The organism is Streptomyces sp. NPDC021212, assembly GCF_044332925.1.
Lineage (GTDB): Bacteria > Actinomycetota > Actinomycetes > Streptomycetales > Streptomycetaceae > Streptomyces.
This window is the reverse complement of sequence record NZ_JBIRPZ010000007.1, coordinates 12,024-24,605: the sequence shown is the minus strand read 5'-3', so window position 1 is coordinate 24,605 and position 12,582 is coordinate 12,024. Positions and strand designations below refer to the sequence as shown.

The window sequence follows — 12,582 nt, the reverse complement described above, 5'->3', positions numbered from 1 at the left end:
TCGACCTCGCCACCGGTGAGCCCCACTACGACGAACCGGTGCCGGGGAAGTCCCTCGCCAACCGCATCGACGCCGGACCCGTCCACGCGCCGGAACGGCCGGCACACCGCGTACGTCGTCGGCGGCACGCTGCACCTCAGCGCCCTCGACGCGGCCGGCCGCCCCACCGGGACCGCCCGGCGGCTGAACGGTGAGACGGCCGACGCGGCCGCAACGGCCACACGCTTGCCACTCCTGCAAAACCCGGTGCCGCCGGTGTACGGCGTCGCGGCACAGTTCAGCGTGGCGTTCTTCGCGACCATTCTGACCGGTGAGGCGGTTATTTTCGCCCTTGCGTTCCCGGCGTCAAGTGCCTGGCCATCGTTACGGGGAATTGATGCCCATATCGCCTTCCGGTCCTGGGTGGTGGTCGGCTGGATCGGGGCGATGTTGCTGGGCGTCGGGCTTCTGATGGATGAACGGGCGGTTGCAGCCTGCGGCGCGGTGCTGTTTTTACTTGCTGACGCACTCGGCATTCTTTCTTTGCCGGCCGCGCGTGGGAACGGCGGGGCGGGACCGTTTTCGTTCCCGCCCCGACGGGCATCAGTTCGCGCTCGGAGGCGTCTGGGCTGCCTTCTTGGCGGGGCGTCCGCGCTTCTTGGAGGTGGGCTCCTCCACCGGCCTGGACACCACCGAGAAGGGCTGGAGCGCTTCCTGAAGGGCCTTCAGTGAATCCGGCCCCAGGTCCACGATCCGGCGCTCCGTCTTCAGGGCCTGCCGCACGGCGATGGTGTTGCTGCCGTCCTCGTTCTGCTCCCCGGTTTCGTACTCCTCGTCGGCCCAGACGGGAACCACGATCTCCACCGAATGCACGTCCTCGGTGACATCGGGTTCGATGTCACAGTGAATTACCGTGCGTCCGTAGATTCGCGTCTCGACCGTCTGTCCGTTGACGACGACCGGCGTGACGGTTTCCTGAACTCCTTCCTGGTCCTTCTCGGTTTCCGGAACCTGAACAAAGCGAACTGCCACTGCTTCCCCTTTTCTTGGTGCTGACTCAAATTCTAGCGGGGCAGCGGCTGTTGGCGCCAATCCGGAATTGCCGAAAGCCCCTTCCGGTCGGAAGGGGCTTTTCGGTGCGGGTGGCGGGAAATGCGCGCGCGGCATCAGGCGCAGCCGTTGCGGGCGGTGCCCACGGCCACGTCGTCGTACCAGAGGGTGTCGTCGCCCTCGCCGTAGCTCTCCCAGCCCAGCCGCAGATCGGTCGGGGCGGGCCGCCAGCCGCCGCGGGCCAGCCACTGCTGGTCGACGTCCTGGGTCGGGGTGCCGTCGACCACCAGGCCGGTGACGAGCGTGCCGTTCATCCAGGTGTCGAGGCGGCCCGCGGCGCGGCCGAGGCGGAACTCCAGGCAGGTCCAGGTGTTGACGGGCAGCGGGGTGCTGAGCGCGACGCCCGCCGGGCTCTGGGCGGGGAGGGTGGCGTCGTCCGATTCGCGGTTCCACTGGAGCGCCTTGTTCTGGCCGCCCATGCGCAGGTCCTTGCCGTTGTCGTTCGGGTCCTTCAGGGCTGCGAAGGTGACGTGCTGGGCGGGCAGCGCGGTGGTGTGGCGGACCCAGAAGCGTACATAGAGGTCGCCGGTCGCGGGCAGGGCGGGCAGGGCGGTCCCCGCGAAGGCGTGGTTGCAGTAGCCCGCCCTGCCGGTCACCCGCACCGACTTGGTGCCGGTGTGGGCCACCGTGGAGTCGACGGTGGCGGTGCCGGTGCCCGAGCAGTTGGCCACCGCCGTGGTCCAGCGCCCGGCGGGGGTGGTGCCGGTCTGGGACTCGAAGTCCTCGCAGAATCCGGTGGCGTTGCAAGCGGCCCCGGCCCCCGGGCGGGGGGAGGCCGAGGCGGCGGGCGCGGCGAGGCCCGTCATGGCGAGGGCGGCGACGGCGGCTGACGCGGTGCGACGGCGGTGCGACACGAGGGTCATCGGGTCCTCCGGCGGGGGCAGAGGGTGTGGGAGCGCTCCCAAGTTCTGTGTCCCCAGGTTAGCCGAGACATGACAAGTCGGGAACCTGTCCGCAGCACGGATGCTGCCAGTGGCCCTTCCCGGGGCGGTGGGCGGCGCCGACGACGAGCCCGACGACGGCGAGGACGCCGCCCGGGCGCAGCAGGTCGCGCATGCGGCCGGCCCGGTGGCGGCGTCCATGTGGTCGGGGACGACCCCGGCTCGCGGTCAGCGGGCGCCGCGTACCAGGCGGATGGCGAACGCGCCCGCGATGGAGAAGGCCGCCGCCGCGGCGTACAGGGCCGCGTAGTTTCCGTCGCCGCCCAGGGCGAGGAAGACGGGAGCGAGGATCGGGGCGATCGTCTGGGGGATCGTGCTGGACAGGTTGAACACGCCCATGCCCTTCGCGGCCTCGGTCTCCTTGTTCGGCAGCACCGAGGCCACGAGGGCGTAGTCGACCCCCATGTACATGCCCTGGCCGAGCCCGGAGAGGCCCACTCCCACCAGGAACATCTCGGTCGACTGGGCCAGGGCCACCACGACCATGGCGCAGGCGAAGACGACGGACGCCGCGGCGACGAAGACCTTGCGCCGGTGCAGCCGGTCGGAGAGCCACCCGGCGGTGTAGCTGCTGAGGGTGGTCGTGGTGGCCAGCAGCAGCATCGACCAGAAGAGGATGGGGGTGGCGTCCTCGGCGGTGTAGCCGAGCCGGTCCATCAGGAAGTACGCCTTGTACGTGGTCAGGAAGCTGACGCCGGTCCAGGTCAGGAACCGTCCGCACCAGGCCCGGGCGAAGTCGCGGTGGCGCACCGGGTTGATCCACATGCTGCTGGGGATGTCCGCCCACCGGAGCCGGGGGAGTTCCGCCCGGGAGCGGGGCAGTTCCTTGAGGTAGCAGACGAAGACCAGGGTCATGGCCAGGCCGAGGAGCCCGGGGGCGAGGAACATCCAGAGGTTGTCCGTCCCGGTGAACTGGACGAGGAACGTGCCGCTGACGATGCCGATCTGGGTGGTCGTGCCCATCAGCCCGGAGACCCGCCCCCGGTACCGGTCCGTCACCCGCTCGGGCAGGAGCGCGGTCGCGGCGGCGAGGGCCGCGTTGAACAGCACCTGCGCCAGACACCAGCCGAGGCCCAGCACGAACAGGTTGGGTGCCGTGCCCATCACCAGCAGTGCCCCGAATCCCAGGACCATGCCGCCGAGGATGTACGGCCTGCGCCGGCCCCAGCGGGACGTGGACAGGTCGCTGAGCCTGCCGAAGACGGGGTTGGCCACGAGCGCGCAGAAGGCACCGGCGCCCGCGATGGTCGACAGGCTGTCCGACTTGCCGGCCGGGTCGAGGTCGGCGACCCGGAGCGACAGGGTGACCGAGGCGGGGGTGCACAGGGCGATCCACAGGCCGATGTAGGCGAGGATGAACAGGGCGATGAACACCCCGTTCACCTCTTGGCCGGTGGCCTTCGCGATCCGTTCCGGTCCGTGCGGCGGCACGGGGGTATGGGGGCTTTCGGGGGTGTGGGGGGTGGCGGCGCCGGGCTTCCGGGCAGACAGCATCGTCCGCTCCTTTGCGGATGAGGTCCCGTGGGGGGGAGGGGAGGAGGAGTGGGCAGGGCCTAGCGGGTCAGGGGCCCGGCGTCGATGTCGAGGAGCGGTGCCGGGCGCTTCACCGTGCTGGTGATCTCGACGGCGCCGTCCTCCGGGGCGATGCGCTCCAGCCGCTCCAGCACCTCCAGCACGTGGAACGCGAAGTCGGCGGAGGCCCGGTGGAGGTCGCCGCCGAGGTGGCGTACGAGGTCCAGCACTCCGGGGCCGCGGATGGCGCGGGCGCCCGCGGGGGTGAGCGGGTCCATCACGGCGGGAAGTTCGGTCCACTCGTCGTCACCGCGCCGCTTCAGCAGCACAGGGTCGTCGAAGCGGTTGGGGTTGGGCACCTGGAGGGTGCCCTCGGTGCCGTAGATCTCCAGGTGGGGGAGGGTGGTGTCCCAGACGTCGAAGCTGTACATGGCCGTGGCCAGGGCGCCGGAGGCGAACTGAAGGATCGCCGTCGCGTGGGTGGCGACGGTGACGTCGATCCGCTCGACGCGGCGCTCGGGGGCGGTCACGGTCAGCTCGTCGGCGGCGCGGGTGGTCGCCCCGACCACCCGGCTGACCGGTCCGAGCAGGTTGACCAGCGCGGCGATGTGGTACGGGCCCCAGTCCAGGACCGGGCCGCCGCCCTCGGTGAACAGGAACGTGGGGTCCGGGTGCCAGGTCTCGGCGCGCGAGGAGCGGACGAAGGACGTCGCCCCGAACGGACGCCCGATCAGCCCGGCGTCGACGGCGGCGCGGGCCGTCTGCCCGGAGGGGCCGAGGAAGGTGTCGGGCGCGCCGCCGAGCAGCATGCCGGTCTCCCGGGCGGTCTCGATGTTCCGCCGGGCCTCGTCGACCGTGGCGGCGAGCGGCTTCTCGACGTACACGTGCTTTCCGGCGCGCAGGGCCGCGTCGGTCAGCGCCGCATGGGCCCTGGGCGGGGTGATGTTGACGACGACCTGCACCTCGGGGTCGGCGAGCAGTTCCTCGGTCGTGCCCCATGCCGGGATGTTCCACTCCGCGGCGGCGGCGCGGGCGCGCTCGCCGTCGAGGTCGGCGACGCGCACGAGGGGCAGGCGGGGGATGGTCGAGAGGCCGAGTGCGTAGGCGTTGAAGATCGAGCCGGTGCCGATGACGCCGATGGGGACGCGCGGCGTGGTGTCGTCCATGTCTCTCCCGGTGTGTGGCGGGCGACGGACGCTGGGGCGGCGGTGGGCCGCGCAGCTGAACGACGCCTCGGAGCAACGGAGTTGGACGAAACCGCTGTCGTTGAAACGTGTGACATGCAAGCACCGACTTCCCGGCGGGGTCAAGGGTCCGGTCAGGCGGAATGTGCGGCGGAGTGCGCGACGGGACGCGCCAGCACGTCGCCGATGCCCTCGGGGGAGAGGACGTGTTCCACGCCGACCACGGTCCCGCCGACGACCCCGGCGGACATCCCCAGCACGCTCTGGGTCAGCGTCAGCCGGCGGGTGGCCAGCGGCAGCGCCCGCCGGTAGACGACGCCGCGGATCCGGGCCAGCAGATCGTCGCTGGCGGCGGCGATCGCCCCGCCGATCACGATCCGCGCCGGGTTGTAGACGTGCACGAGCAGCGCCACCACCTCGCCGATGGTGGTCGCGGCCTCGCGGACGACGCGTACGGCTCCGGGGTGGCCGTCGCGGACGAGCCGGGCCAGGTCGGCGGCGCCACGCGGCCGCTCGTGCTCGGCGAGGCCCGCGTCCTCCCGGCCGAGCCGGGCCGCCATCGCGGTGGCCGACGCCACGGCCTCGACGCAGCCGATGTTGCCGCAGCTGCACACGGTGTCGTCGGCGCCGGGCACCCGCAGGTGGCCGATGTCGCCCGCGGCTCCTTCCGCGCCGCGGTGCAGTTCACCGGAGGCCGAGATGAGGCCGCCGCCGATACCGGTGCCGATCTTGATGAAGAGCAGCGGCGCCTCGCCCTCCGGCAGCGCGCGGGCCTCGCCGAGGGCCATGAGGTTCACATCGTTGTCGACGAAGGTCCGGCAACCGAACCGCTCGGCCATGGTCCGGCCGACCGGGAAGCCGTCCCAGCCCGGCATGATGGGTGGCCGTACGGGCGTACCGGCGCGCGCGTCGACGGGCCCGGGGAGGCCGACGACAAGGGCGGACGGGTGGTCGGCCCCCGCCGACTCGGCCAGCGTGTGGCGCAGCCGTTCCGTCAGCAGATCGAGCGTCGCCTCGGGGCCCTGCGCCACCTTCAGCGCGATCTCCTCCTGCGCCAGGAGGTTCTGCGACAGATCGGCGAGCGCCAGCCGGGCGCTGTGCGCGCCGACGTCGGCCACCGCGACCACCCCGGCCCGTGGGTTGAGGGCCAGCCGCAGCGGCGGGCGGCCGCGGCCGGGCCGGGCGACGGTGCCGCCCTCGGTGACCACCCCGGCGTCGATCATGGTGTCGAGGTGCCGGGTCACCGTGGAGCGGGCCAGGCCGGTGGCCTTGACCAGGTCGGCGCGGCTGTCGGCGAGGCCGGAGGCGATGAGCCGGGCCAGCGAGCTGTGGACGGGGCCGCCGGTGTTCTGCGGCCGCAGTCCGGCGATCGACAGCCGGGGTATCGGGCGGGGGTCCGTCGTGCTCTGCGCTCCCATGGCGGGCCACCGTACCGCAATTCCGCCGCCTTTTATGACTCACAAGATGCAGAATTCAATGTCTTGTGAGGCGGTAATCGCTGTCTTAGGCTCACCGCCGGACGAAACCGCCCCGCAGACGTTCCTCCTGGGAGGGCTGTCATCACACCCCCACAGCACGGCACAGCAATCGGCACCGCCCTCGTCGGTGCCGGGATGATCGGCGCGATCCACCGCAGGGCCGCGGCGGTGGCCGGCGCCCGCGTCACCGGCGTCCTGGCCTCCACACCCGCACGGTCCGCCCAGGTGGCCGCGGAGTGGAGCGTCCCCGCCTATCCGTCCCTGGACGCGGTCCTCGACGACGACTCCGTGGACGTGGTCCACATCTGTTCGCCCAACGCCACCCACGCGTCCTACGCGCTGCGCGCCCTCGCCGCCGGGAAGCACGTGGTGTGCGAGAAACCCCTCGCGGTCTCCGTCGCCGACGCGGAGCGCATGGCGGAGACGGCCCGCGACAGCGGGCTGGTGGCCGCCGTCCCCTTCGTCTACCGCTACCACCCCCTGGTCCGGGAGATCCGGGCGCGCCGGATCGACGGCGAGTTCGGCGGCTGGCACCTGATCCACGGGAGCTACCTCCAGGACTGGATGCTCTCGCCGCAGGCGTCCGGCTGGCGGGTGGACCCGGTGGCCGGGGGCCCATCCCGGGCCTTCGCGGACATCGGCTCCCACTGGTGCGATCTGGTCGAGTGGGTGTCGGGCGAACGGTTCGCCGAGGTCACCGCCTCGATGTCGGTCGCCGTGGACAAGCGGCCCGCCGCCGGGGCGCATACGTTCGAGGGGGCCCCGGACGCGGAGGGCCCCGGCGCCGGGGAGTACATGGACGTCCGTACGGAGGACTGCGCCGCGCTGCTGCTGCGCACCGCCTCCGGCGTCCTGGCGTCCACGACCGTCTCCCAGGTGTCCGCCGGGCGGAAGAACCGGCTGTGGTTCGAGCTGGACGGCGCGCGGGCCAGCGCGGTCTTCGACCAGGAGAACCCGGAGACCATCTGGCTGGGCGGCGAGGACGGCGCCCGGGTCGTCAGCCGCGACCCCGGGCGCGGCTCGGCCGAACAGCGGCGGCTTTCGGTACTGCCCCCGGGGCACCCCCAGGGGTACGCGCAGTGCTTCGAGGCGTTCGTCGCCGACACCTACGCCGCGGTTCGAGGCGACCGGCCGGAGGGCCTGCCGACCTTCGACGACGGACTGCGCGCCGCCCGCATCACCGAGGCGGTTCTCCGATCCTCCCGTAACGGCTCGTGGACAGAGGTATGAACGCATGAAACTCGGGTTCCTGACGGCATGTCTCCCCGGCTGGTCCCTCCCGCGCATCGCGGAGTGGGCGTCCGGCAACGGCTACGAGGCGCTGGAGGTCGCCGTCTGGCCGCGGACCGGCGGCCGCGACTTCGAGGCGAGCCATCTGCCCGTCGCCGACTTCCCGGCGGCGCGCGCGGAGGAGACGCTCGCGCTGTTCGCCAAGCACGGCCTCGAACTGTCCGCGCTCGCCTACTACGAGAACCAGCTGCACCCCGACACCGAGCGCCGGGCGGAGATCCGTACCCACTTCAAGCACGCGGTGGACGCGGCCTCGGCGCTCGGCGTGCCCTACGTCGGCACGTTCATCGGCCGGGACTGGACCAAGCCGGTCGCGGACAACCTCAAGGAGGCCGAGCGGGTCTTCCCCGAACTGGTCGACTACGCGGGCGAGCGCGGCGTGAAAATCATCATCGAGAACTGCGTCATGGAGGGCTGGCACCCCGACGGCTATCCGGGCAACCTGGCCTACTCCCCGGAGCTGTGGGAGTGGATGTTCTCCCTGGACCTCTACCTCAACTGGGACCCCTCGCACCTCACCTGGATCGGCATCGACCCGGTGAAGACCATCGCGCCCTACATCGACCGCATCGTGCACGCCCAGGCCAAGGACGTCGAGCTGGGCAGCGGGGACCTCGACCGGTACGGCTTCTTCGGCAAGGCGGTCGGCCGCCCCGACCCGTGGGACAACGGCTGGTGGCGCTACCGGGTGCCGGGGCTCGGCCAGGTCGACTGGACGCGCGTCGTGGACCGCCTCTACGAGCACGGCTTCACCGGAACGCTCTCCGTCGAGCACGAGGACCCGGTCTGGGGCGGGACGGACGAGAAGGTCATCCAGGGGCTGCGGATCGCCCACCGCACCCTGCGTCCGCTGGTCATCGGCTGACGACGACGTCGTACGGGAGAGGAAGCACCATGGATCAGCAAGGTGACCGGCACGGTCTGTTGTCCGTGCAGCTCTACAGCGTCCGGGACGCGCTCGCCGAGAACCAGGACCGCACCCTGGCCCGCCTGGCGGAGATCGGCTTCCGCTACGTCGAGCCCTTCGGCCTCGGGTCCCCGGACCGCAGCGCCGCGGACCGGCTGGTGGCCGCCAAGGCGCTGCGGCGCGGGCTGGACGCCGCGGGCCTGCGGGTCTCGGCCACCCACGCCGGGCTGCCCGACGCGGTGGGCTCCCTGGCCGAGGAGTGCGCGGAGATCGGCGCGGACACGGTGTTCGTGCCGCACCCCCGGCTCGTCAGCGGCTTCAGCGAGGACGACTTCGGCGACCCCGGCCGGGTGGCGGCCTTCGCGGACGCGGTGAACGCGGCCGGGGCGGCCCTGGCCGGTGCCGGGCTGCGGCTGGGCTACCACAACCACGACTTCGAATGGGCGGCGCTGCCCGACGGGCGCAGCGGCTACGACGCGTTCTGGGCGGCGGCGGACGACGCGATCCTCGCCGAACTCGACGTCTACTGGGCGACCGTGGCCGGAGCCTCCCCCACCGAGGTGCTGGCCCGGCTCGGCGCCCGCGCCGTGTCCGTCCACCTCAAGGACGGCCCCGCGCGGCGCGGCGCGCCGCAGACCCCGCTCGGCACCGGTGACGTGGACACCCCGGCGGCCGTCCGCGCCGCGGGGCCCGGTCCGGTCTGGCACGTCGCGGAGATCGACGTCACCGACCACGACCCGTTCGAGCTGCTGGCCGGCAACGCCGCCTGGCTGGCCGAGGCGGGCCTGTCGCGCTGGGCCTGAACCTCGTGCGGCGACCCCCCGCGGCGGGGTCACCAGCAGGTGACCCCGCCGTCCACCAGCAGGTCCGTACCGGTGACGAAGCTCGCCGCGTCGCTCAGCAGGAACACGGTCGGCCCGACCATCTCGTCCACCGTCGCCATCCGGCCCAGCGGGGTGTCCGCCTCGAACTGGGCGACGCGTGTCGCCACTTCGGGGCGCAGGTTCATCGGCGTGGCCGTGTAGCCGGGGCTCACGCTGTTGACCCGGATGCCGCGGGTGCACCACTCCGTGGCCAGGCTCTTCGTCAGGTGCATCACGGCGGCCTTCGACGCGTTGTAGTGGGCCTGGGTCAGCCCCCGGTTGGCGATGGTGCCCGACATGGACGCGATGTTGACGATGGAGCCGCCGCCGTTGCGCAGCAGCGCCCGGCCCTCGGCCTGGCAGGACAGGAACACCCCGGTGAGGTTGACGTCCACGACCTGCTGCCACTGCTCCGGCGGCATGTCCTCGGCCCGAGAGGCGTTGGCGATGCCCGCGGCGTTGACCGCCAGCCGGAGGGGGCCCAGGTCGCGTTCGGCCACGGCCACCGCTTCCGCCAGGTCCTCCGCCCTGGTCACATCGGCGGGGAGGGCGACCGCGCGCCGCCCCGCGTCCCCGATCGCCTCGACCGTACCGGCCAGATCGCTGTGCGGCAGGTCCAGGCATCCGACGTCGGCCCCCATCTCGGCGAGCCCGATCGCCAGCCGCCGGCCGATGCCGCTGCCCGCTCCGGTCACCAGGGCCACGCTGTCGTCGAGACGGAAGGAGGGGACGGGCATGAGGACTCCTCGAAAGGTGGGTGCGGCCGTCGCTACGGCGCTTGTCGTTCGGTTCGGTCGGGGCGGCCGGCCAGTCGGCGGGCCACGCCCAGGTCGGTGATCAGGACATCGACCCAGCCGCCCAGCACCGCGGCCCGTATCGCCGCGTACTTGCGGTCGCCGCCGGCCACCGCGACGCGGCGCGGCACGGCGCGGTAGACGTCGGGGGTGATGCCGATGACGCGGTCGTTCAGCTCGGTGTCGAGCAGGGTGCCGTGCTCGTCGAAGAAGTGCAGGCAGATGTCGCCCACCGCGCCGAGCCCGCGCAGCTGTTCCTGGTCGTCGTCGGAGAAGATGTTGCCGCTGCGGCGCAACAGCGGCGAGGGGTCGAGGCTGCCGATGCCCACGATGGCGATGGTGAGGTTCTTCCACGCCGCGGCCACGTTGCTCACCTTGGGGTCGGCGAGGATGGCGTCCCGTACGGTGGCGCCCGCGACCAGCCCGGGGGCCGACATGAACACCGGTTCCGCACCGGTCAGTTCGGCGAGTCGCCCCATCAGCCGGGTCGCCTGGACCTGGACCTGCGGATCGCCCACCCCGCCCATCAGCTGGACGACCTCCTCAAGGAAGCGCCCGCCCGGTCGGGAGCGCATGGCCTCGACCGCCGCGAGCAGGGTGGCGCTCCACGAGGAGATGCCCAGCCGGTCGCCCTCCATGAGCGTGGTCTCCAGATAGACCGCGGTCGCCGCGCCGAGCGCCGGGATGACGGAGTCGGCCTCGCCCTCGACATCGACGACCACCACGTCGCGCAGCCCGTACCGGGCCGCGATCTCCTCCTCCAGCTCGGCGAAGACCCCCTCGGGCGGCACCACGATGGTGCGCACGATGCCGAGCTTGGCGGCCTGGGTGAGCAGCCGGGAGACACGCGCCTGGGAGATGTGCAGCTCCTCGGCGATGCGCGGCTGCCGCATACCCTGCTCGTGGTAGAGCCGGGCGATCCGGGTCATCAGCCGCAACTGCTCGTCGCTGGTGGCCATGCGTGTGGTGCGGGTCACGGGGTTGCCGGTCCGGTTGCGGTGGTTCATATCGGCATCATGCCGTGGCCAGGCGCATGACCGCGGCGTCGGTGGCCTCGGCCGCCGGGAGGATGCCCCGCTGCCGTCCCCGGCTGAGGACGAGCACCCGGTGGGAAAGCCCCAGGACCTCGTCGAGGTCGGAGCTGACCACGACGATCGCCATGCCGGAGCGGGCAAGGTCGGCGATGACCTCGTAGATCGCGGCCCGCGCGCCGACGTCGATGCCGCGGGTCGGCTCGTCCAGGATGACGACCTTGGGCTTGCGCTCCAGCCACTTGGCGATGACGACCTTCTGCTGGTTGCCGCCGGACAGCGTCCGCACCGGCTGTCCGGCCCGCCCCTTGACGGTCAGCAGGCTGATGGACTCCCCGGCCACCGCCGCCACCCGGCGCGGGCTCAGCCAGCCCCGGCGGGCGATGCGGTCGAGGTTGGGGAGGGCCACGTTGTCGCCGATCGACAGGTCCAGGACCGCGCCCTGGCCCTTGCGGTCCTCGGGCACCAGCACCACACCGGCGTCGATGGCGTCCTTGGGCCCGCGCAGTCGCAGCGCCCGGTCCTCGACGGCCACCGTGCCTCCGGTCACCGGGTCGACGCCCGCGACGGCCCGCACCAACTCGGTGCGGCCCGCCCCCACGATGCCCGCGACGCCGAGGACCTCGCCCTCGTGGACGGTGAACGACACGTCCTGGAAGGACGGGCCGGTCAGGTTCCGCACCTGGAGCACCTCCCGGGGACGGGCGGTGCCGGTGTCGGGGAAGATGCGCTCGATGCTGCGCCCGACCATCTCCTCCACCAGTTGCACCACCGGCACCTGCGCGGTGTCGTGGGCGGCGACGAGCTGTCCGTCGCGCATCACCACGATGCGGTCGCAGATGCGGGCGATCTCCTCCAGCCGGTGGCTCACGTAGACGAACGACATGCCCTCGCCGCGGAGGGCGTCGATCCGCTCGAAGAGGTGGTCGGTCTCCTCGCCGCCGAGCGCGGCCGTCGGCTCGTCGAGGATCAGCAGCCGCGCGTTCAGGGTCAGCGCCTTGGCGATCTCGACCTGCTGCTGCTCGGCCACCCGCAAGGTGCGCACCAGGCGGGTCGGGGAGATGTCGAGGCCGAGGCGCCGCAGCTGTTCCCGGGCCCGCCGGTTCATCTCGCCGCGGTCGACGCGCCCGCCCCGGCGCGGCAGCCGCCCGAGGAAGACGTTCTCGGCCACGGACAGGTCCGGCAGCAGACGCATCTCCTGGTGGATGAGGCCGATGCCGTGGCTGATGGCGTCCCCGGGGGTCTTCGGCTCGTACGGCCGCCCCTGCCAGGTCATCCCGCCGGTGTCGGAGGGGAAGGTGCCCGCGATGACGTTGGACACGGTGGACTTGCCCGCGCCGTTCTCGCCGAGCAGCGCCACCACTTCCCCGGGGCGTACCTCCAGGTCGAACCGGTCCAGCGCCTGGGTGACCCCGAACCGCTTGGATATCCCCCGTACGACCAGGCCCTGGGAGGGCCCCGCGGCCGGGTGCTCGTCGGCGTAACTCATCGCC

The 12,582-nt window shown here is 72.3% G+C and carries 11 protein-coding genes; 3 read left to right on the top strand and 8 right to left on the bottom strand.

Going from position 1 to position 12,582, the window contains the following annotated elements:
* Window positions 1-582 precede the first annotated feature (582 nt).
* The 5 genes from ACH4SI_RS19610 to ACH4SI_RS19590 all read right to left on the bottom strand — a co-directional run bounded on the left by ACH4SI_RS19610 (window position 583) and on the right by ACH4SI_RS19590 (window position 6,144).
* Window positions 583-1,011, bottom strand: a complete 429-nt coding sequence (locus tag ACH4SI_RS19610; protein ID WP_398297183.1) for a hypothetical protein — start codon at window positions 1,009-1,011, stop codon at window positions 583-585.
* A 134-nt stretch (window positions 1,012-1,145) separates the two neighbouring features.
* Entirely contained in the window at window positions 1,146-1,952 is an 807-nt protein-coding gene (locus ACH4SI_RS19605; protein WP_398297181.1) for a hydrolase, read from the bottom strand.
* Between the two features lie 246 nt (window positions 1,953-2,198).
* Window positions 2,199-3,524, bottom strand: coding sequence for an MFS transporter (locus tag ACH4SI_RS19600; protein WP_398297179.1), 1,326 nt, complete (start codon window positions 3,522-3,524; stop codon window positions 2,199-2,201).
* Between the two features lie 59 nt (window positions 3,525-3,583).
* Complete coding sequence (locus ACH4SI_RS19595) at window positions 3,584-4,708, bottom strand: Gfo/Idh/MocA family protein (RefSeq protein WP_398297177.1); 1,125 nt, start codon at window positions 4,706-4,708, stop codon at window positions 3,584-3,586.
* Between the two features lie 152 nt (window positions 4,709-4,860).
* Window positions 4,861-6,144 (bottom strand): ROK family protein, encoded by a 1,284-nt coding sequence (locus ACH4SI_RS19590; RefSeq protein WP_398297175.1) that lies wholly within the window; start codon window positions 6,142-6,144, stop codon window positions 4,861-4,863.
* Window positions 6,145-6,285: 141 nt separating this feature from the next.
* Between ACH4SI_RS19590 and ACH4SI_RS19585 the strand changes: the two genes are divergently transcribed.
* From ACH4SI_RS19585 to ACH4SI_RS19575, 3 genes are read left to right on the top strand one after another with little or no spacing between them, the layout of a single operon-like run.
* A complete protein-coding gene (locus tag ACH4SI_RS19585; protein WP_398297967.1) occupies window positions 6,286-7,434 on the top strand; it encodes a Gfo/Idh/MocA family protein in 1,149 nt (382 codons plus the stop codon).
* 4 nt (window positions 7,435-7,438) lie between these two features.
* On the top strand, window positions 7,439-8,359 hold the full coding sequence (locus tag ACH4SI_RS19580) for a sugar phosphate isomerase/epimerase family protein (protein ID WP_398297173.1): 921 nt from the start codon (window positions 7,439-7,441) through the stop codon (window positions 8,357-8,359).
* Window positions 8,360-8,388: 29 nt separating this feature from the next.
* Window positions 8,389-9,204 carry a sugar phosphate isomerase/epimerase family protein gene (locus ACH4SI_RS19575; RefSeq protein WP_398297171.1) on the top strand — a complete coding sequence of 272 codons (816 nt, stop codon included), beginning with the start codon at window positions 8,389-8,391 and terminating at the stop codon, window positions 9,202-9,204.
* Window positions 9,205-9,233: 29 nt separating this feature from the next.
* Here ACH4SI_RS19575 and ACH4SI_RS19570 read toward each other — a convergent pair whose 3' ends face one another.
* Genes ACH4SI_RS19570 through ACH4SI_RS19560 form a run of 3 tightly spaced genes read right to left on the bottom strand, consistent with a single transcriptional unit; the run spans window position 9,234 to window position 12,578 of the window.
* On the bottom strand, window positions 9,234-10,001 hold the full coding sequence (locus tag ACH4SI_RS19570) for an SDR family oxidoreductase (RefSeq protein ID WP_398297169.1): 768 nt from the start codon (window positions 9,999-10,001) through the stop codon (window positions 9,234-9,236).
* A gap of 32 nt (window positions 10,002-10,033) precedes the next feature.
* Entirely contained in the window at window positions 10,034-11,065 is a 1,032-nt protein-coding gene (locus ACH4SI_RS19565; RefSeq protein WP_398297167.1) for a sugar-binding transcriptional regulator, read from the bottom strand.
* Between the two features lie 7 nt (window positions 11,066-11,072).
* Window positions 11,073-12,578 carry a sugar ABC transporter ATP-binding protein gene (locus tag ACH4SI_RS19560; RefSeq protein WP_398297165.1) on the bottom strand — a complete coding sequence of 502 codons (1,506 nt, stop codon included), beginning with the start codon at window positions 12,576-12,578 and terminating at the stop codon, window positions 11,073-11,075.
* Window positions 12,579-12,582: the final 4 nt, after the last annotated feature.

What these genes read in the sequence shown, in the direction of transcription:
- ACH4SI_RS19605 (WP_398297181.1), bottom strand. Translation starts at nt 1,952, where the DNA reads ATGACCCTCGTGTCGCACCGCCGTCGCACCGCGTCAGCCGCCGTCGCC.
- ACH4SI_RS19600 (WP_398297179.1), bottom strand. Translation starts at nt 3,524, where the DNA reads ATGCTGTCTGCCCGGAAGCCCGGCGCCGCCACCCCCCACACCCCCGAA.
- ACH4SI_RS19595 (WP_398297177.1), bottom strand. Translation starts at nt 4,708, where the DNA reads ATGGACGACACCACGCCGCGCGTCCCCATCGGCGTCATCGGCACCGGC.
- ACH4SI_RS19590 (WP_398297175.1), bottom strand. Translation starts at nt 6,144, where the DNA reads ATGGGAGCGCAGAGCACGACGGACCCCCGCCCGATACCCCGGCTGTCG.
- ACH4SI_RS19580 (WP_398297173.1), top strand. Translation starts at nt 7,439, where the DNA reads ATGAAACTCGGGTTCCTGACGGCATGTCTCCCCGGCTGGTCCCTCCCG.
- ACH4SI_RS19575 (WP_398297171.1), top strand. Translation starts at nt 8,389, where the DNA reads ATGGATCAGCAAGGTGACCGGCACGGTCTGTTGTCCGTGCAGCTCTAC.
- ACH4SI_RS19570 (WP_398297169.1), bottom strand. Translation starts at nt 10,001, where the DNA reads ATGCCCGTCCCCTCCTTCCGTCTCGACGACAGCGTGGCCCTGGTGACC.
- ACH4SI_RS19565 (WP_398297167.1), bottom strand. Translation starts at nt 11,065, where the DNA reads ATGAACCACCGCAACCGGACCGGCAACCCCGTGACCCGCACCACACGC.
- ACH4SI_RS19560 (WP_398297165.1), bottom strand. Translation starts at nt 12,578, where the DNA reads ATGAGTTACGCCGACGAGCACCCGGCCGCGGGGCCCTCCCAGGGCCTG.